Origin of the sequence: Bradyrhizobium sp. 170 (assembly GCF_023101085.1) — a bacterium.
Classification (GTDB): Bacteria; Pseudomonadota; Alphaproteobacteria; order Rhizobiales; family Xanthobacteraceae; genus Bradyrhizobium.
Map to the genome: position 1 here is coordinate 291338 of NZ_CP064703.1, position 19489 is coordinate 310826.

Annotated in this window: 16 protein-coding genes; 10 read left to right on the forward strand and 6 right to left on the reverse strand. The window is 63.3% G+C overall.

The genetic code is table 11. The features are described from left to right. Positions 1-230: 230 nt before the first annotated feature. Positions 231-2306, reverse strand: a complete 2076-nt coding sequence (locus tag IVB05_RS01405; RefSeq protein ID WP_247782678.1) for an AsmA family protein — start codon at positions 2304-2306, stop codon at positions 231-233. 223 nt (positions 2307-2529) lie between these two features. Between IVB05_RS01405 and IVB05_RS01410 the strand changes: the two genes are divergently transcribed. Continuing rightward, complete coding sequence (locus tag IVB05_RS01410) at positions 2530-3204, forward strand: Crp/Fnr family transcriptional regulator (protein ID WP_247518318.1); 675 nt, start codon at positions 2530-2532, stop codon at positions 3202-3204. 45 nt (positions 3205-3249) lie between these two features. Next, positions 3250-3477 carry a hypothetical protein gene (locus IVB05_RS01415; RefSeq protein WP_247782679.1) on the forward strand — a complete coding sequence of 76 codons (228 nt, stop codon included), beginning with the start codon at positions 3250-3252 and terminating at the stop codon, positions 3475-3477. 312 nt (positions 3478-3789) lie between these two features. Here the strand turns inward: IVB05_RS01415 and IVB05_RS01420 are convergent, their stop codons facing one another. From IVB05_RS01420 to IVB05_RS01435, 4 genes are all read right to left on the reverse strand, one after another. Further along, on the reverse strand, positions 3790-6951 hold the full coding sequence (locus IVB05_RS01420; RefSeq protein WP_247782680.1) for an efflux RND transporter permease subunit: 3162 nt from the start codon (positions 6949-6951) through the stop codon (positions 3790-3792). Further along, entirely contained in the window at positions 6951-7874 is a 924-nt protein-coding gene (locus tag IVB05_RS01425) for an efflux RND transporter periplasmic adaptor subunit (RefSeq protein ID WP_247782681.1), read from the reverse strand. Before IVB05_RS01425 ends, IVB05_RS01420 begins: the two co-directional genes overlap by 1 nt. A 173-nt stretch (positions 7875-8047) precedes the next feature. Continuing rightward, entirely contained in the window at positions 8048-8725 is a 678-nt protein-coding gene (locus IVB05_RS01430; RefSeq protein ID WP_247782682.1) for an OmpA family protein, read from the reverse strand. 149 nt (positions 8726-8874) lie between these two features. Then, positions 8875-10344 (reverse strand): caspase family protein, encoded by a 1470-nt coding sequence (locus tag IVB05_RS01435; RefSeq protein WP_247782683.1) that lies wholly within the window; start codon positions 10342-10344, stop codon positions 8875-8877. Between the two features lie 526 nt (positions 10345-10870). On the opposite strand from IVB05_RS01435, the gene IVB05_RS01440 reads away from it, so the two are divergent. The 3 genes from IVB05_RS01440 to IVB05_RS01450 are packed head-to-tail and all read left to right on the forward strand — an operon-like array spanning position 10871 to position 12943. After that, positions 10871-11677 carry an N-acyl homoserine lactonase family protein gene (locus tag IVB05_RS01440; protein WP_247782684.1) on the forward strand — a complete coding sequence of 269 codons (807 nt, stop codon included), beginning with the start codon at positions 10871-10873 and terminating at the stop codon, positions 11675-11677. Positions 11678-11689: 12 nt separating this feature from the next. Further along, on the forward strand, positions 11690-12574 hold the full coding sequence (locus IVB05_RS01445; protein WP_247782685.1) for an NAD(P)-dependent oxidoreductase: 885 nt from the start codon (positions 11690-11692) through the stop codon (positions 12572-12574). Between the two features lie 24 nt (positions 12575-12598). Further along, positions 12599-12943 (forward strand): RidA family protein, encoded by a 345-nt coding sequence (locus tag IVB05_RS01450; protein WP_247782686.1) that lies wholly within the window; start codon positions 12599-12601, stop codon positions 12941-12943. A 5-nt stretch (positions 12944-12948) separates the two neighbouring features. On the opposite strand, the gene IVB05_RS01455 is transcribed toward IVB05_RS01450, so the two are convergent. After that, positions 12949-13476 (reverse strand): MarR family transcriptional regulator, encoded by a 528-nt coding sequence (locus IVB05_RS01455; protein ID WP_247787426.1) that lies wholly within the window; start codon positions 13474-13476, stop codon positions 12949-12951. Between the two features lie 226 nt (positions 13477-13702). On the opposite strand from IVB05_RS01455, the gene IVB05_RS01460 reads away from it, so the two are divergent. From IVB05_RS01460 to fahA, 5 genes are all read left to right on the forward strand, one after another. Next, positions 13703-15316: an FAD-dependent oxidoreductase gene (locus IVB05_RS01460; protein ID WP_247782687.1), complete on the forward strand. Its 1614-nt coding sequence runs from the start codon at positions 13703-13705 to the stop codon at positions 15314-15316. A gap of 9 nt (positions 15317-15325) precedes the next feature. Beyond that, the gene (locus IVB05_RS01465) at positions 15326-15553 is read left to right on the forward strand and encodes a DUF2783 domain-containing protein (RefSeq protein WP_247782688.1); all 228 of its coding nucleotides are present in this window, start codon (positions 15326-15328) and stop codon (positions 15551-15553) included. Positions 15554-15586: 33 nt separating this feature from the next. Further along, entirely contained in the window at positions 15587-16543 is a 957-nt protein-coding gene (locus IVB05_RS01470) for an MBL fold metallo-hydrolase (RefSeq protein ID WP_247782689.1), read from the forward strand. Positions 16544-16545: 2 nt separating this feature from the next. Then, entirely contained in the window at positions 16546-17892 is a 1347-nt protein-coding gene (gene hmgA, locus IVB05_RS01475; RefSeq protein ID WP_247782690.1) for a homogentisate 1,2-dioxygenase, read from the forward strand. 196 nt (positions 17893-18088) lie between these two features. Next, positions 18089-19363 (forward strand): fumarylacetoacetase, encoded by a 1275-nt coding sequence (fahA, locus tag IVB05_RS01480; protein ID WP_247782691.1) that lies wholly within the window; start codon positions 18089-18091, stop codon positions 19361-19363. Positions 19364-19489 lie beyond the last annotated feature (126 nt).

The window sequence follows — 19489 nt, forward strand, 5'->3', positions numbered from 1 at the left end:
GGGCTCGCCAACATGGTTAGCCCCGATTTAGGGCAGGAATCGCGGGGATTCGTCATGCCCGGGCTTGCTTAACCTCGCCCCGCTTGCGGGGGTCGAGACAAGCGAAGCTTGCTCTTAGGTCGACGCGAAGCGGCGGGTGAGGGGGTACAGGTATTCAGGCATCGGTACTCGCGGATAGAGCCCCTCACCCCGCCCTCTCCCCGCAAGAGCGGGGCGAGGGAGTGCCGGCCTCAGCGATTGAACAACTGCCGCAAGACCTCGTTCATTGGCTGACTGTCCTGCTCGGCAGTCGTATCGCTCGGCGGCGCGGGAGGGGCAGGTTCGGCGGCCGGAGCGTCCTGGGTCGGCGCCTCGGCGGGCGAGGTGCGGCTCGGGATGCTGCGCTGGCTGCTCGGCCTGCCGCCGCCCTGGCCTTGGCTCTGGCCGAGACCGCTCAGGCCCTGCTGCAAGAGATTGCCGATCGTCTCGCCGAGCTGGCCGCCGAGCGGACCAGCCGGCTGCTGGCCACCAGTTGCGCCCTGTCCGCCGGCAACGCCTTGTTGTCCGCCGGCCGTCCCCGGCTGTCCGCCGAGCAGGCTGCCGATCGCGGCACCAAGCCCGGCGCCGTTCTGGCCGAACAGGCCCTTGCCCATTTCCTTCAGCTTGGCATAGGCGGCGTCGGGATTGTCGAGGATGCCCTGCATCTCCGGATAAATCCGCGGCGCGCCCCACGGGCCCGAGATCATCACGGGGATACCGAGCCCGACCGGATCGGTGACGCGACCCTGGCCTTCGGTGGTCATCACGAGTTTTGGCTCGACGCGGAATCCGATCTGCTTGGTGCCGAGGTCGATGGTGCCTGCCCCGGTCATCTTGACCAGTGGGCCGACCAGATTGAGATCGGTGGTCTGCGCCTGGCCCTTGTCGATCTTGAACGACGCCGACAATTGCGAGAGATCCGTCGCCTTCTCCTCGCTCTCCTGCCAGCCCGACAAGGTGCTCGCCGTCAGCGAGCGGATCATCTGCGCGACGTTGAGTCCCTTGATGGCGCCGTCCTGGAATACGACGAACGCAGTACCGGCCATGTTCGACATGATCGCGCGCTGGCTGGTGCCGGAGGAGCGCACGCTGAGCTTCGCCTGCATCTTGCCGTCGAGCTTGTCGAAGTCGGCCAGGCCCTGCAGCAGCGGCAGCGCGCGGACGCCGGTGAGGTCGGCCCGCATCGTGTAGGTCGGATTGGCGGTGGAGACGTCGACGGTCAGATCGCCGTTGGCGTTACCCTCATAGGCACCGAGATTGGAAACCTGCGCCTTCAGGACGCCGCTTGTGAGGGTGGCGTCGATCGCGGCGGGCGTGAAGCGCGCGTCGCCGACGTTGAGCTCGGCCGCGGAAATGCGCACCTGCAGGTCGATATAGTTGAGGCCGTTGATGTCGATCGTCGCACTGCTCCAGGGCTGTGCCGAAGTATCGCCGGTGCTGCGTGTCGTCGCGATGGCGAGCTTCTGGAAATCGAGGTCGAGCTTCACCAGCGGCTTGCTCGAAAGATCGACCGAGGCCCAGCCGTTGAACGCGGCGTCGCCGAGCGCGCCGGTGACGCTGTTGATCATCACGACCGAGCCGTTGAGGCGGGCTTCGGCCTTGGCCGTGAGCGGGGCGCGCAACAGGTCGGGCGCGTCGATCTTGATCTCGGCCGGGATATTCTGCCGCTCGATCGGCGGTGCGGGCGGCGCCGCCTTGATCTCGAATTTCAGCGGATAGCCGTTGCGGCGGGCGCTGCCTGACAGCACGACCTTGCGGTCGGAATCGATGGTGACGTCGACGTTGACGGTCTCGATCCTGTTCTCGACGCGGTCGCGCACGTTGGAGAACACGACGGTGCCGCCGGTGACGCTGATGTGCTCGATCGAAAACGCGTCAGCCGCCTTGCCGGCAGCGGGCTTCGAGGGAGGATTGGCCTCCCTGACGCGCTCGCGTCTCAGCGGCAGGTTCACCACCGGGCGGATGATGACCAGGTCGGTGATGTGCGGCTTGCCTGCCCACAGGCTGGCGAGCGTCACGTCCGCCTCGATGGTTGCGGCCGCGAAGCGGCGGTTGATGTCGCGGTCCTTCGGGTCCTGCAGCGTGACATCGTTCAGCGTGATGTTGAGCGATGGCCACAGGCCGAGCTTGGCGCCGCCATTGATGGCGAGCTGGTAGCCGGTCTCCCGCTCGACCCGCTCCTGGATCTGCGCCGTCAGGAAGCCCGACGGGATGCCGATCACCAGCAGCAGCGCGATGACGACGATCACGGCCGCGATGACGGCGCCGGCAATTTTCAGTGCTTTCATATCGACATTCCAGACCGCGCGAACGGCACTTATTTCGGTGGCGCGAGACGCGGGCGCAACCGGTCAGGCGAGCTTATCCCGGAAAGGGGTCGGGCCCAAAGAAGCCAAAAATATTACGGGGGTACTGCAAAGTTATGTGACTTATGACACACTCGTTGGCGTGGGAATCTTGCTAACGGCCTGAGGGGGCGGGTCCGGGGCCTATTTGGAAGGTAATAGTACAATGAGCAAACAGGCCGAATTTGCGGTCATTCTGAAAATGAACCCGATGTTTGCGGATTTGGGCGCCGACGAATTGCAGCGCATCTCCGGTCTTTGCCACACCGAGCAGCTCGGCCTCGGCCAGATGCTGTTCCAGAAGGGCGATGCGGGCGATGCCCTGTATGGCGTACGGCGCGGCCAGATCCGGATCGAGACCGGCGCCTCCGACGGCAGCCGCCTGACGCTGAATTTCATGGGCCCCGGGGATCTGTTCGGCGAGGTCGCCGTCCTCGACGGCCAGAGCCGCACCGCGGACGCCACCGCCGGCGAGCCGTCGGAACTGTTCGTGCTGCGGCGCGAGGATTTCCTCGCCTTCCTGGAACGCGAGCCCAAGGTCGCGATCAAGATCATGATGCTGCTGTGCCAGCGCATCCGCTGGCAGAGCGAGCGGATGGAGGAATCCGTGCTGCAGCCGCTGCCAGTTCGGCTGGCGCGAAGGCTCTGCGCACTCGCTTCCGATTTCGGTTCCGAAGTGCACATCTCGCAGGAGCAACTCGGCGTCTTCGTCGGCGCTGCCCGTGAAAGCGTCAACCGTCAACTCCAGCTCTGGCGCAAGGACGGCATTCTGGACCTCCAGCGCGGACGCATTCTGCTGCAGAACATGACCAAGCTGACGGCGGTGGCAAGGAACGAGTAGGGGCCATCCGTCGTCAATCATGACCTGTTATGGTATGATGACTGCATGAACAAGATACTCAAAGAAGTGATCGAGCACGCCGAGACTTGGCCCGTGGAGGATCAAGAGGAGCTTGCCGAGTACGCCCGAGAAATCGAGGCGCGTCGGACCGGCGTCTACACGATGTCAGACGATGAGCGTGCGGCAGTCCGGAAAGGGTTGGCTGAGGCCGATTGCGGGGAATTTGTTTCGGACGAGATCATTACCGAAGCCGACAAGCGCCACGACGGATGAAGATACGCTATACGCCCGCTGCCTTCTCCGACCGAGAGCGAATAATCGAATATGTGAGAGGACGATCTGCCAGCGGCGCGAGCAACGTAGCGGCAAGCATTCGCGAGGCAGTAGCCCAGCTCAAAGACCATCCACACAGCGGTTATCGGACGAATGATCCCGATGTGCGGGTAATATTTGTCGTCCGTTATCCCTACAAGATCTTCTATCGAGTGCGAGAAGCGATAGAAATTCTGCACATCCGGCACACGTCTCGAAGAGCATGGAAGAACGATAGGTAGCCGGCGCTGCCCAAGTGCGCAGAGCCGCCCCCTACTTCGCCGCAGGTGACATCGCTGGCGGCACGGCAGGTGGGCCCTTGGCGGGCGGTTCGTTGTGATGATCCGGCCCGTGACCGGCCACCTCTGGCTCGCCGCTGGAGACCAGCAGCTTCTGGCCCCAGCGCCAGCACAGGGCGCCGAGATCGTCCATCACCATGAACATCGCCGGCACGAACACCAGCGACAGGATGGTGGAGAAGATCAGGCCGCCGATCACCGCGAGCGCCATCGGCGAGCGGAATTCGCCGCCGGCGCCGAAGGCCAGCGCCGATGGCATCATGCCCGCCGCCATCGCGATCGTCGTCATCACGATCGGGCGCGCGCGCTTCATGCCGGCGTCGATCATGGCGTCTTCGCGTTTCTTGCCCTCGCGGATTGCTTCGACCGCGAATTCGACCAGCATGATGGCGTTCTTGGTGACGATGCCCATCAGCATCAGGATGCCGATCCACACCGGCGTGGTCAGTTGCTTGCCGGTGAGCAGCAAGGCCGCGATCGCGCCGCCGATCGAGAGCGGCAGCGAGAACAGGATGGTGATCGGCTGCAGGAAGGTGCCGAACAACAGCACCAGCACCGCATAGACCATCATCAGGCCGGCGGTGATGGCGGTGGCAAAGCCTTCCGACAATTCGTTCAGACTTTCGGCGTCGCCCGACGGACTTACCTTCACGCCCTTGGGCAGGCTCTTCATGACCGGAAGGTCGTAGATCATCTTGGTGGCGTCGCCGAGCGCGGCGTTGCCGACGAGATCGGCGGCGACAGTCGCCTGCCGTTCGCGGTCGTAGCGGTTGATGCTGGTCGGACCCTGATCGAGCTGAATGTCAGCCACGACGGATAGCGGCACGCCGCCGCGTTCGCCGCGCTGGCCGAGCGGCACCCGCAATTGCTGCAGCATCTGCAGGTCGCTGCGCGCACTGTCCTCGAGCTGGACGCGGATCGGCACCTGACGGTCGCCGGCGTCGAATTTTGCCAATGCCGGCCCGACGTCGCCGATGGTGGCGACGCGGATCGTCTGCGACAGGCTCTCGGTCGAGACGCCAAGCCGCGCTGCGAGTTCCGCCCGTGGCCGGATGCGAAGCTCGGGGCGGTCGAGCGAGGTTTCCGAGATCACGTTGGCGATGATCGGAATCCGCTTCATCTGCGTCGCCAGCTCGCTGGCAACGTTGTTGACGATATTGCTGTCGACGCCGGTCACGACGAGTGAAATCGCGCGAAGGCCGTTTTCATCGAGAAACCAGAAGCGAATGTCAGGAACGTTTTCGAGTTCCTGGCCGATCTCGAGCTCGAGCTGCCGCTGGGTGACTTTGCGGTCGCCCTTCGGCGTGTAGTTGATGATCAGCGCGGCGCGGCGCACTTCCAGCGTGCCCGGCGGCACCCGGCCGCCGTCGACGAAGATGCTCTTCACTTCGGGCCGCTTGCGCAGGCGCGCGACGATTTCTTCCGTTACCTTCTCTGTATAGGCGAGCTGCGTACCCGGCGGCAGCTCCATCGCCAGCAGCGAGCGTGCGGTGTCCTGCGCCGGCAGGAAGCCTTGCGGCAGCAGCGTGATGCTCCAGATCGAGGCTGCGAACACGCCGAAGCCGATCAATACGGTGATGAAGTAGTGCTTCACCGACCAGGTGACGAGCTTGGTGTAGGTCTGCAGAATGCGCCCGGGTGGCGGGTCTTCGTGCGGGTGATCCTTCAGGAAGTAAGCCGCGAGCACCGGCGTGACGAACCGCGCGGCGAGCAGCGAAAAGAACACCTGGACCGATACGGTGATGCCGAACTGCTTGAAGAACTGCCCGGCGATACCGGACATGAAGCTGGCCGGAGCAAAGATCGCGATGATCGTCAGCGAGATCGCGATCACGGCGAGGCCGATTTCGTCGGCGGCTTCCAGCGCGGCGCGATAGGGTGATTTGCCCATGCGCATGTGGCGCACGATGTTCTCGATCTCGACGATGGCGTCGTCGACCAGAATACCCGTCGACAACGTGATGGCGAGGAAGGAGACCAGGTTCAGCGAGAAGCCGAGCAGGTCCATCGCCCAGAACGCCGGGAAGATCGACAGCGGCAGCGAAATCGCGGCGATGATGGTGGCTCTGAGATCGCGCAGGAACAGCAGCACGACGATCACCGCAAGGATTGCGCCCTCGAACAAGGTCGAGATCGCCGCATCGTAATTGCCCTTGGTGAAGTCGACCGAGGTATCGATCAGCTTCAGATCGACGTCGGGATAGGCGACCTTCAGCGCATCGATGCGCTTCTGCACGGCAGCCGCCACCACGACGTCGCTGGCGCCCTTGGAGCGCTTGATGCCGAGCGCCACCACCGGCTCGCCGTTGAAGCGGGCGAAGGTCCGGCGATCGGCAATGGTGTCGGTGACGGTGCCGAGGTCGTCGAGCCGCACCTCGCCGCCGCCGAACAGTGGGATCATGGTGCCGGCGAGCTCGTTGAGCGTCTTGGCGCCGGCCAGCGTGCGAATGGCCTGGTCGTTCTTGCCGATTTCGGCGCGGCCGCCGGCCAGGTCGACATTGGTGCCGCGCAGAATCTGGCTGACATTGACGGCGGTCAGGCCCGCGGCCTGCAGCCGGTCGGGATCGAGCGAGACCAATATCTCGCGCTCGACACCGCCGATACGCTCGACCTGCGCCACGCCGCGCACGCCCTGCAGCGCGCGTTTGACGACGTCGTCGACGAAATAGGAAAGCTGCTCCGGCGTCTTGCCAGGCGAGATCGCGGCATAGGTGACGATCGGCAGGCCGATCACGTCGACGCGCTGGATCAGCGGCTCGTTGACGTTCTGCGGCAGGTTGGCGCGGACGCGGGTGACGGCGTCCTTGACGTCATTGAGCGCGCGGTCGGTGTTGGTCTCCAGCGCGAACTGGATCGTGGTCACCGACAGGCCGTCGGTGATCGAGGACGAAATATGCCGCACGCCCTCGACGCCGGATACGCCGTCCTCGATGGTCTTGGTGACCTGGCTCTCCAGCTCGGCGGGGGCCGCGCCGAATTGCGCTACCGCGACCGAGATCACCGGAATGTCGGCGCTCGGCAGCCGCGTCACCGCGAGCTTGGTGAAGCTGACCCAGCCCAGCACCAGCAGGATGATCGAGAAGACAATCGAAGGCAGCGGGTTCCGGATCGACCATGCCGAGATATTCAAAGCCATTAGCGTGCCCGCGTGCGCTCGAGTTCATCGGCGAACATGGTCTTGACCTGGTCGCCGTCATGCAAAGAGGTGCCAGCATCGGCCACGACGGTTTCGCCGACGTCGAGGCCTTCAAGAATTTCGGTGGAGGTTTCGGAGGTCAGGCCGACGCGCACTCGTCGCGTCTCGATGGTATTGCCTTTTACGACCTGCAGCGTCAGGCGGTCGATGGCGGTACGCGGAACGGCGACGCCGCAGGAGCGCTTGGCGTCGATATTGGCGCGGGCAAACATGCCGACCTTGAGGGAGGGATTGTTGTTCAGCGAAATCCGCACCTTGCCGAGCTGGGTGGTGCGGTCGATCTGCGGCGAGATCTGCCGGACCTTGCCGACAACATCGGGTGCGTCGTCACGGCTGATGCGCACGGTAGCACCCGGATTGAGCTTGAGCAGATGAACGCTCGGCACTTCGGCCTCGAGTTCGATTTCATTGTTCACGGAAATGCGGAACATCGGGCCTGCCTGCGGCGAGGCGGGAGCGCCGACCGCGGTTCTGGCCTCGGTGACGAGGCCGGCGGCGGGGGCGCGCAGCGAGATCGGTCCCTGTCGGCCGCCCGGGGCGCCGGGCTGCTGCGGCGGCGGGGTAAGGCGCGCCAGTTCCTGATTTTCGGTGACCGTGTCGCCTTCCTTGACGAACAGGTCGGTGACCCTGGAGCCCTCCTGATCGACGCCGACCTGGGCCTCGCGCCGCGGCACGATAAAGCCGGTGACCCGCACCATGTCGGAGAAGCAGGCATTGGTGGATTTGGTCACGATCACCAGTGCCTGGCCCGGCGTGTCTTTTACTTCCGCGCGCGGACGGTGCTCGAACCAGTAGTAGCCGACGGCCACGACGGCAACGAAAGTCACGCCGAGCGCAGGTTTGAGGTATTCGGAGAATTTCATCGCCGGATCAATCCAGACTGGAAGTCAAATCAAACAGGGCGCATGAGGCCGGCCGACGGCCTGCAATGGAGCCCAAAACGAATACGTCCCGCACGGGTGCTGCGGGACGCATTGTAGCCGGAAACTATCGGTCGGCGCCACGCCCTTGCTTGCAAGGCCTTATTTGCAGGTCCTTACTTGGAAGCGTTCGACGCAGTGGCCTTGTTTTCCATGTTCACGACCTGAACGCGGCGGTTCACTTCCGCCATCGGCTGGCCCGGATCCTTGAGCTTGCTCTTGCCATATCCGACGGTGACGAGGTCGGTGCCGTTGATGCCATATTTGTCGACGAGATAGCGCTTGATCGCGTCGGCGCGGCGCTCGGAGAGATCCTGATTATAGGCCTCGCCGCCGGCCGCATCGGTGTGGCCTGCGACCACGAAGACCGAGCCCTTGAGATCATTGTTGGTGAGCGCGCGGCCGAGCGCCTGAACCGACGGCAGCGACTTCGCGCTGATATCGGCCGAGTTGTAGTCGAAGTTGATCTCCAGATCGATCTTCGGCTTGTCCTTGACGATGGCAGCGATCTCCTCGCGTTCGGCGATCGAAAGCGAGCGCGTGGAGCGGCCGCGGATCTTCTGGACGAACTTGCCCTCGGCGGCGGTTACTGCCGGGTCCACGGTGGTCTGCGGACCGGTAGAAAGGCCGCGGGTCAGCGGCTTCTTTTCGGGCGCCAGCGCGCGGACGATCTGATCCTCGGTAACGTTCTTTTCCTGGGCCAGTGCGGTTCCCGCGCTGAAGAAAATTGCGGCGCCGAGCGTTGCAACCGAGACGATTGCGGTAAAGGTTTTCGCTGCCGAGATGTTTGCCATTGCCAGTCCCCTCCTGAGGGCTTCCCACGCGGTTCCAACGTCATCCAAATGAGCTGCCGGACCCCTGGATCGCGGTCGGCGGCTTTTCTTTAGTCTGGACGGCCCGCCACAGGGTTCGAGGGGCCGGCAGCCTTCATCTAAAAAAATAGTCACTGCACCCCGTAATCGGCGAATTCCTTGACGATATTGGGGTCCATCGCCTTCGCATTGTTAATATCCAGGTCGCCTTCGGAAATCGAGCCGTTGCGTTTCTTGGCAAGGCCCCGACCATACAGCGACGACGTCAATCTCGGGTTGATCTTGAGAGCGGCATCGAAATCAGCAATTGCATTCTTGTTCTGGCCGCTCTTCAGGTTGACGAGGCCGCGGCTGTCGAGCGCGTCGACGAAATTCGGTCGCAGCCGCAACGCCTCGTTGCAATCCTTCAGGGCCGCCTGCAGGTCGCCGATCACCGTGCGCGCCCAGCAGCGGTTGTTGAAGGCTTCCACATCCTTCGGGTTCAGCCGCAGCGAATTGTTGAAGTCCTTGATGGCGAGTTCGTAGGCGCCTTTGCTCGCATAGACCTGCCCGCGCCGGTACAGCGCGGCCGCATCGTCCGGATTGTCGTTGAGCTTGGTGGTCAGGCTCTTGATGGTCGGGTCGTCGGCTAGCGCGATCACGGTCGGGCTGGGACTCTCGACCGGCTTGGCCGGTGGCGGGGGCGGAGGAATCGCGCCTTCAACCGGTTTCGCTGGCGCCGGAGGAGGCGGCGGTGCCGGCGCAGCCACCGGTGGGGGTGCAGGAGGCGCAGGCGCGGGAGCAGCAGGTGGCGCCGCAGGCGCCGTGGCCACCGGAGTCGACGGCGGGCTCGCCGGCCGCGGGCCTGAGCCGCTGGGGATGAAGGAGAAATCCTCGGCGAGCGACGACGAAATCCACGGCACCTGTTCCTGGCGCGAGGCGCGGGTCACGCCGACGCGGGTGCGATTCAGCGTTTCTTCCGCCATCAAATCGGGGGTGCGGATTTCCTTCAGCAGCTCTTTCACAAAGAGGCTGCGGTCGCTGCCATTGTCGGAAACGACGGACGAGAGCGCGGCCGAATACATCACCAGTGTGCCGTTCGGCGCAATCACCGGCGCAAGGCCGGCGGAAAAGCTGCGGAACCGGCGCTCGAACGGATTGCGCCTGGAGGCATCGATCAGCGCGATCTTGACGCCGGCGCCGCGGCTGTTGATCTCCCCCAGCACGGTTTCGAGGCTGAAACCGTCGCGGCGGACGTCCGGCTCGGTCCAGATCTGGGCATCGACGGGGATCATGTAGCTCTGGCGGCTCGATTGCACGCCAAAGCCGGAAAAGAATATCAGCGCGACGGAGCCCGGCTTGATCTTGCCATACAGGCGCTCGAAGGCGCGGCGCATCTGCTCGCCGGTCAGGTTCTCGCCGATATCGACATTGAAACCGTCGCGCTTGAGCTCTTCGGCAATGTCGCGCGCATCGTTGATCGGCTCCTTCAGCGGCGCCTCGGCGTCCGGATATTTCGCGTTGCCGATGACCAGCGCATAGCGCTCACCGGCTGCGAACGACGGGGCTACCGACGCAACTGAAAAAAACAATGTGAGGAGCAATGCGAGGCGGATTTTCATAATGACGGCAGTCCAGATCACGGCAGTCCAGCCAAAATAGCGCCGATGCCAGCTCGCGCCGCGGCGACCTTACTCTACGCTATCGGCATTATCAAACCGCGCCCGCAGTCCGTCAACCGCTTGCGATGTCGTCACTAATTGCGACAATTAACCGCGACAGGGCCGGAGTGGATGAAGGGAATAAAAGTCGTCCGTTGCGACAGAACCACAGCGTGCGATCTGGCCCGTGCAAACGGTTCCCGATCAGGCCGACAACCCTTTTGCGCATATGCCCGGCTTCGTGTCCGACCTGATCGTCATACCCCGCGAAAGCGGGGTATCCAGTACGCTGCGGCCTGTCGGTTCTATCGCTGCCGTCCGTAAATGCTGGGGTCACCACTTTCGCGGGTGGTAATGTGATGCCTCTCACATAGCCTTCTGCATTGGCACGCGGCTGCCATTCGCCTCCGGTGTTTGACCTTTGCGGATGACAATGGCTTGTTGCCGGGATCGGCCAATCCAAACATCCAAGAAAAAAGTGACACCGATGGGAAATGCCTACGAAATCTACGCGCTGCGCTATGCGACGATGTCGCCGCGCACCCCCCATTTGAATTTTCTGATCCCCGACCCGCACGAGACCACGGCGCAGGATCTGGATTATTTCGTCTGGCTGATCCGAGGCGCCGGCCGCGACATCCTGGTCGACACCGGCTTCAATGCCGAAGAGGCGAAGGCGCGTTCGCGCAAGCTCACGCTCAATCCGGTCGACGCGCTGGCGAACTTTGGCGTCGCGGCCGACACGATTCGCGACGTAATCGTCACCCATTTGCATTACGACCACGCCGGCAATCTCGATCGCTTCCCGAATGCGCGGTTTCATCTGCAGGACCGCGAGATGAGCTACGCGACCGGGCGCTGCATGTGCAACGGCATGCTGCGGCATCCGTTTTCGGTCGAGCACGTCACGACGATGGTGCGCCATGTCTATGGCGAGCGCGTCACCTTTCATTCCGGCGATGGCGAGATCGCGCCCGGCGTGACGGTGCATCGCGTCGGCGGCCATTCCGACGGGTTGCAGGTGGTGCGCGTGGAAACGGCGCGCGGGCCGGTGGTGCTGGCGTCGGACGCAGCGCATTACTATGCCAACCTCCAGAAGCGCAGCCCGTTTCCGATCGTCTACAATGTCGGCGACATGGCGCAGGGCTGGGAGATCGTCGAGCGGCTGGCCGGCCATCCCGACCGTTTCATCCCCGGACACGATCCGATCGTCAGCGAGATCTATCCGCGCGCCAGCGACAAGGTCGATGCGTTTGCGCTGCACCTGGCGCCGTCGCGTTCGTTCGCGAAATAACGGGCGGTCGCGATGCCGACGTACAAGACGATCGGTTTCATCGGCCTCGGCGTGATGGGCGAGCCGATCTGTCGCAATCTCGTGAAGAAGAGCGGCAGGCGCGTCCTTGCCTTTGATCGATCGCCGGAGCCATTGGCGCGGCTGCGTGCCGATGGTGCCGACGTCGCGGCCTCCATTGCCGACGTGATCAAGCAAAGCGAGCTGCTGTTCCTGTGCCTGCCCAGCGCCAAACATGTTCGCGCGGTGTTCGAGGGCGATGGCATTCTCAAGAACGTCAGGAGCGGGCAGGTCATCGTCGATCTCGGTACCTCCGCGGTCAGCCAGACGCGTGATTTCGCAAAGCAGTTGCAGGCAAAGGGCGCTGCCTGGGCCGATGCGCCGATTGCGCGCACGCGTCAGGCGGCGCAGGACGGTACGCTCAGCGTCATGGTTGGCGCAACGCCGGCGCTTTACGCCGATATCGAACCATTGATCCGCTGCTTTGCGACCGACGTCACCCATTGCGGCGAGGTCGGCGCGGGGCAGGTGACGAAGATCCTCAACAACATGGTGCTGTTCGAAACCGTCAACGCGCTCGCGGAGGCGGTTGCGGTGGCGAAGCATAATGGCGTCGATCCCAAGCTCCTGCTCGATACGCTTTCAAAGGGCTCGGCCGACAGTTTTGCGCTGCGCAATCACGGCATGAAGGCGATCGTGCCGGGTAATTTCCCGGAGCGCGCGTTCTCGACCGAATATGCGCTGAAGGATCTGTCCTATGCGCTGGAGCTGGCGGCCGATGCCGGATTAAGAATTCGCGGCGCGGAGCTGATCGGCACCGTGTTGCAGGAAGCCATCGATGCCGGTTCAGGGGAAAATTATTTTCCTGTGATCGCGAAGCATATTGATGGCCGCAACTGAGTCTGGATTCAAACGGAGACAAACATGATCCATCGCTTTGCCGGGCTCACGCCCACCCGCAGCCGCGCCGTCGCTCACGACGATCTGGTTTTCACGGTGGCGGTCGCGCCCGATCCGGTCAGTTCCTCGATGTATGATCAGAGCGCAAAGGCGCTTGCTAGAATCGACGAAAGCCTCGCGCTGTGCGGCACGGACAAGAGCAAGATCCTCTCGGCCATCGTCTATATCACTGACATCAAGCGCAAGGGCGAGATGAACCGGGCCTGGGACGAATGGGTCGATGCCAACAATCCGCCGATGCGCGCCTGCATTGGCGTCGATCTCGAGCCGCCGCACATCGTGGAGATCGTGGTGACGGCAGTGAAGTGAGCCGGTCAGTAGGCCTCTTTCGCATCGGCCTCTTCGCTGGTCTGCACCAGTTCGAGGCTCTCCTCGATCTTGCCGAGCAGCCGCGCGAAATCGCGCCGTTCCTGCGCGGAGAGGCATGACAGGATTTCCTGCTCCTTGCGCAACAGGCGCGGGATCAGTTCTTCGTAAAGCGCTGCGCCCTTGCGTGTCAGGCGCAGGCGGAATTCGCGGCGGTCGTCCTCGTTCTCGACGCGCTCGACGATCTGCCGCTTCATCAATGCCGTGACGGCGCGGCTGATGGTGGATTTATGAGTGCGCGTGCACTGGGCGATATATTGCGCGCTGCAGGCATCGTGGCGGAAGCCGAGCGTCGCCAGCACGCGCCATTCCGGAATATCCAGCCCGTAGCGGGCCGCATACTCGACAGAGAGCGCGGAACTTACTTCGGCGGCCAGCCGGTTCAGGCGGAACGGGACGAAGCCGAACAGGTCCAGCCTGGTCGTTCGCTTGGATGCGCCTTCTTCGCGCTGGCCGGCAGCCACTTCGCCTGAGATCGCTTTTGGCAAGGATCGCCTCAATTTGAGTTGACGCCGGAGCCGGCCCGGGGTTTAAGATAGTTGCAGATGCGACTAATTTAGCAGGGTCGCAGGCCGCTAGCCAGCGTTTTCGAGCGAAGTGGATACCGGTTCGCGACAAGAAAACGCGTCAAAACAGGAATCTAAGCTTATCGGCTCTGATTCAATCAGAACCGGTAAGCTCTAGTCACGGGGTTGAGCCCGCATGGCGCAGACTAAAACCCAGTTCGGCTATCGCCGCCATCCCGATCAGGATCGGGCGGGCGCGAATATCACCGAACACGCTGTTGTCGTGGTCGGCGCTGGTCCCGTGGGGCTGTCGCTGGCGATCGACCTAGCGCAGCGCGGCCAGTCCGTCGTGCTGCTCGACGACACCGACCGGATCGGCGAGGGCTCGCGGGCGATCTGCTTCTCAAAACGCTCGCTCGAATTCTGGGACCGGCTCGGCATCGGCCAGCGCATGGTCGACAAGGGCGTGGTGTGGAGCGTCGGCAAGATTTTTCACGGCGAGCAGCAACTCTACCAGTTCAATCTGCTGCCCGAGCAGGGCCACAAGCGGCCGGCCTTCATCAACCTGCAGCAATTCTATGCAGAGGCCTATCTGGTCGATCGCGTCGGCGAGCTTCCCGCAATTGACCTGCGCTGGCGCAACAAGGTGACAGGGCTGGAGCCGCGCAACGATCAGGTCCTGCTGACGATCGAAACACCCGAAGGTCCCTACCAATTGAGCGCGCGCTTCGTTATCGCCTGCGACGGCGCGCGCTCGTCGCTGCGGCAGATGGTGGGCGCTGAATTTGCGGGGCAAGTGTTCGAGGACCAGTTTCTGATCGCCGATGTCAAGATGACGGCGGCGTTTCCGACCGAGCGCTGGTTCTGGTTCGATCCGCCGTTCCATGCCGGGCGCTCGGCGTTGCTGCACAAGCAGCCCGACGATATCTGGCGGATCGATTTGCAGCTCAGCCCGGATGCCGATCCGGCGGTGGAGAAGCGTCCCGAGAACGTGCGGCCGCGCATTGCGCGCATGCTCGGGCATGACAAGTTCGATTTCGAGTGGATCTCACTCTACAAATTCCAGTGCCGGCGGATGGACAGGTTCGTCCATGGCCGCGTGATCTTCGCCGGCGATGCCGCGCACCAGGTTTCGCCGTTCGGCGCCCGCGGCGCCAATTCGGGCCTCGAAGACGCCGAGAATATTGCGTGGAAGCTCGATCGCGTGCTGCGGGGAACATCGCCAGAAACGCTGCTCGAGAGCTATCACATCGAACGCAGCGCTGCCGCCGACGAAAACATCCGCGAATCCACCCGCTCGACGGACTTCATGGCGCCGGTGACGGCGCAGGAGGCGCGGTTGCGCAAGGCGGTGCTGTCGCTCGCGAAGGAAACCGAATTCGGCAAGCGCATGGTCAATGGGGGACGGCTGTCGGTGCCGTCGGTCTACGAAACACCGCTCTCGACCGCCGATGGCGACGCCTGGCGCGGCGGCCCGCGGCCCGGCGCGTCGATGCCGGATGCGTCGCTCGCCGCCGCAAACGGTGAGCCGATGTTCCTGACGGATGCCTTCATCAAGAGTGGAACGCGGTTCACACTGCTGGAGTTTGGCAATGGTGCGGTTGCGGAAGTACCGGAAGGGGTGGGCGTCATCCGCATTGGCGGCGATGGCGGCTTGACCGATGCCGCGGGCCTTGCTGCGGCGCGTTACGATGCCGAGCCGGGCTCTGCCTATTTGCTGCGGCCTGATGGCTACGTCGCGGCGCGTTTCCGCAAGCCGTCACGATCGGCGGTCGATGCGGCGCTGTCGCGCGCGTCCGGCCTGAACTGAGGTTTTGTCATGGCGCTATCGACCGCTTCGAATTTTGCCAAGCCTGACGACGCATTTCGCGCCGTCGTCGAGGCGCATCGCGGACTGAGCGAGGCGCAAAGCGCCGATCTCGACGCGGCGCTGGTTTTGGTGCTGGCCAACCACATCGGCGATATCGCCGTTCTGCACGAGGCCATCGCCCTTGCCAAGCGGCGGATGCTCGATGCGAGCCAGCAACAGCAACAACAGCAGCAATAATTCACGTCTCGAACGAAGTCAGGAATCGAATTGATGGCCAAAGGTTTCGCGTCCACCACGGATCTCGCCGAGAAGAAAATCACCTTCTCCGAAATCGGCACCGACCTCTACGCGTTCACCGCCGAGGGCGATCCGAACTCCGCCATCATCGTCGGCGACGACGGCTGCCTGGTGTTCGACGCGCAGTCGACACCGGCGATGGCGAATAAAGTGATCGAGCGCGTTCGCACCGTGACCGACAAGCCGATCAAATATGTCGTGCTGTCGCATTATCACGCCGTGCGCGTGCTGGGCGCTTCCGCCTACAAGGCGCAGGGCATCGTGGCCTCCGCGGAAACCCATCGGCTGATCGAGGAGCGCGGCCAGCAGGATTGGGATTCCGAGTATGGCCGCTTCCCGCGCCTGTTCCAGGATGCGCAGAGCATTCCCGGCCTGACCTGGCCGACGCTGACCTTCGAAGGCGAGATGTCGATCTACTTAGGAAAACGCGAGGTGCGGCTGATGCAGCTCGGTGCGGGGCATACCTCAGGCGATATCGTGGCCTGGGTGCCGGATGCGGAGGTGATGTTCTCCGGCGACCTCATTGAATATCACTCGGCCTGCTACTGCGGCGACGCGCATTTGCGGGAATGGCCGGCCACGCTGAATGAAATCCGCGCCTTTAACCCGAAAGCGATCGCGCCGGGCCGCGGCGATGCGCTGAAGGGTCTCTCGACCGGGCGCGACGCGATCGCGATGACGCGCGACTTCGTCACCTCACTTTATGGTGCGGCAGAAAGCTCGGTCGCCAGGGGCCGTACGCTGAAGGAGACCATGGCCGCGACGCGCGAGGTGATGGACCCGAAATTCTCCGGCTTCGCCATTTACGAGCATTGCTTGCCGTTCAACGTCTCGCGCGCGTTCGACGAAGCTTCCGGGATCGACGATCCCGTGATCTGGACCGACAAGCGCGACCAGGAAATGTGGGCCGCCCTGCAAGGAGGAGGATGACCATGAATATCAACACCTCGCCTGATGCGATCGTTCGAAGCACCGCCCAATTGACACCGGGCTATATGTCCGGCTTCGGCAACAGTTTTGAGACCGAGGCCTTGCCCGGCGCGCTGCCGATGGGGCGTAACTCGCCGCAGCGCTGCGCCTACGGGCTCTATGCCGAGCAACTCTCCGGCTCGCCCTTCACCGCGCCACGCGGCAGCAACGAGCGCTCATGGCTTTATCGCATCCGCCCGTCGGTGAAACATTCCGGCCGCTTTGCCAAAGCCGATGCCGGGCTGTGGCGCACCGCGCCGTGCCACGAATATGACCTGCCGATCGCGCAGCTGCGCTGGGATCCGGCGCCGATCCCTGGGGAAGACATGACCTTCCTGCAGGGCGTGCAGACCATGACCACCGCAGGCGACGCCAACACCCAGGCCGGCATGGCGGCGCATGTCTATCTCATTACCAAATCGATGGTCGATCAGCACTTCTACAACGCCGACGGCGAGATGATGTTCGTGGCCCAGCAGGGCAATCTGCGGCTCGTCACCGAGTTCGGCCGCATCGATATCGAGCCAGGCGAGATCGCCGTGATCCCGCGCGGCGTGAAATTCCGCGTCGAGATTCCGTCAGGGCCCGCGCGCGGCTATCTCTGCGAAAATTACGGCGGCGCCTTCACGCTGCCGGAGCGCGGGCCGATTGGCGCCAACTGCCTCGCCAATTCGCGCGACTTCCTCACCCCCGTGGCCAGCTATGAGGACAAGGACACGCCGACCGAACTCTACGTGAAATGGGGCGGCTCGCTGTTCAGGACCACCTTGCCGCATTCGCCGATCGACGTGGTGGCGTGGCACGGCAATTACGCGCCCTATAAATACGACCTGCGCACCTTCTCGCCGGTGGGCGCCATCGGCTTCGATCATCCCGATCCCTCGATCTTCACGGTGCTGACCTCGCCGTCGGAAACCGCCGGCACCGCCAATATCGACTTCGTGATTTTCCCGGAGCGATGGGCGGTCGCCGAAAACACCTTCCGTCCGCCCTGGTATCACATGAACATCATGTCGGAGTTCATGGGGCTGATCTACGGCGTCTACGACGCCAAGCCGCAGGGTTTTACGCCGGGCGGCATCTCGCTGCATAACATGATGCTGCCGCACGGCCCCGACCGCGAGGCCTTCGATCATGCCAGCAATGGCGAACTGAAGCCGGTGAAGCTGACCGGCACCATGGCGTTCATGTTCGAGACGCGATACCCGCAGCGCGTCACCGCGCATGCGGCGAAGTCGGCGACCTTGCAGGATGATTACGCGGATTGCTGGAAGGGTCTTGAGAAGCGGTTCGATCCGAACAAGCCATGATGTTGTTCCCCTCTCCCCTTGTGGGAGCGAGACGAGCGAAGCTCGCTCTTGGGGTGGATCAATCGCGCGTCGCGCGATTGAGACGGGTGAGGGGTCTGTCTCCGCGGAAAGAACCCCTCATCCGGCGCAATCTCTCTCCGGTCGATTTCGCCACCTTCTCCCACAAGGGGAGAAGGAAGAAAGGACGAAGCCTAAAGTGACAACGCATCCCAACGACCCCAAACTCCGCTCCTTCATCGACGTCGCGCCCGATTCCCATTTCCCGATCCAGAATCTCCCCTACGGCGTGTTCTCCGCCAAGGACGGGCTCGCCCCGCGCGTCGGCGTCGCGATCGGCGATTACGTGCTCGATCTCTGGCAGCTCGCACAGGATTGCCGCTTCGATGCCGTCGAGCCGGCGGTGTTCGCAGCACCTCAACTCAACCCGTTCATGGCGCTGGGGCCAAAGGTCTGGCCGAGCACGCGCTCACGGATCAGCGAGCTTTTGCGGCACGACCATCCCGAACTCCGTGACAATGAAAAGCTGCGCAAGCGCGCGCTGGTGCCGATGGCGGATGTCACGCTGCATCTGCCGTTCGCCGTTTCCGGCTACACCGACTTCTATTCGTCGAAGGAGCACGCCACCAATGTCGGCGTGATGTTCCGCGGCAAGGACAATGCGTTGCAGCCGAACTGGCTGCACATGCCGATCGGCTACAACGGCCGCGCTTCCACTGTCGTCGTCAGCGGCACGCCGGTGCGCCGGCCGCGCGGGCAATTGAAGCCGCCGACCGCCGAGGTGCCGAGTTTTGGGCCCTGCAAGCGGCTCGATTTCGAACTCGAAATGGGCGTGGTGGTCGGCCAGCCCTCGGTGATGGGCGAAATGCTCACCGAGAAGCAGGCCGAGGAAATGATCTTCGGCTTTGTGATCCTCAACGACTGGAGCGCGCGCGATATCCAGCAATGGGAGTATGTGCCGCTCGGGCCGTTCCAGGCCAAGGTATTCGCGACCTCGATCAGCCCGTGGGTGGTGACGCGCGAGGCGCTGGAGCCGTTCCGATTGCATGGGCCTGCGCAGGACCCAAAGCCGCTGGCCTATCTGCAGCAGGCGCAGCCGAATAATTACGACATGGCGCTGGAGGTCGGCTTGCGCGCGGCGCAGATGAATGCGGCCCAAAACATCAGCCGCACCAATTTTAAGTATATGTACTGGTCGTCGGTGCAGCAGCTCGTGCACCATGCTTCAAGCGGCTGCGCCATGAACGTCGGCGATCTCTTGGGCTCAGGTACTATCTCGGGCCCCGAGAAGGACCAGCGCGGCAGCCTGCTCGAAATAAGCTGGAACGGCACCGAGCCGGTGGAGCTGGCTTCCGGCGTGAAACGGACGTTCCTGGAGGACGGCGATTCGCTGGTGATGCGCGGCTGGTGCCAGGGCGATGGCTATCGTGTCGGCTTCGGCGAGGTCGAGGGGACGATTCTGGCGGCGGAGTGACTCTCTTTCCCCGTCATTGCGAGCGAAGCGAAGCAATCCATCGAGTCGCAAGCGGGGGCATGGATTGCTTCGTCGCTACCGCTCCTCGCAATGACGTGGATAGTTCGTAGGGTGGGCAAAGGCGCA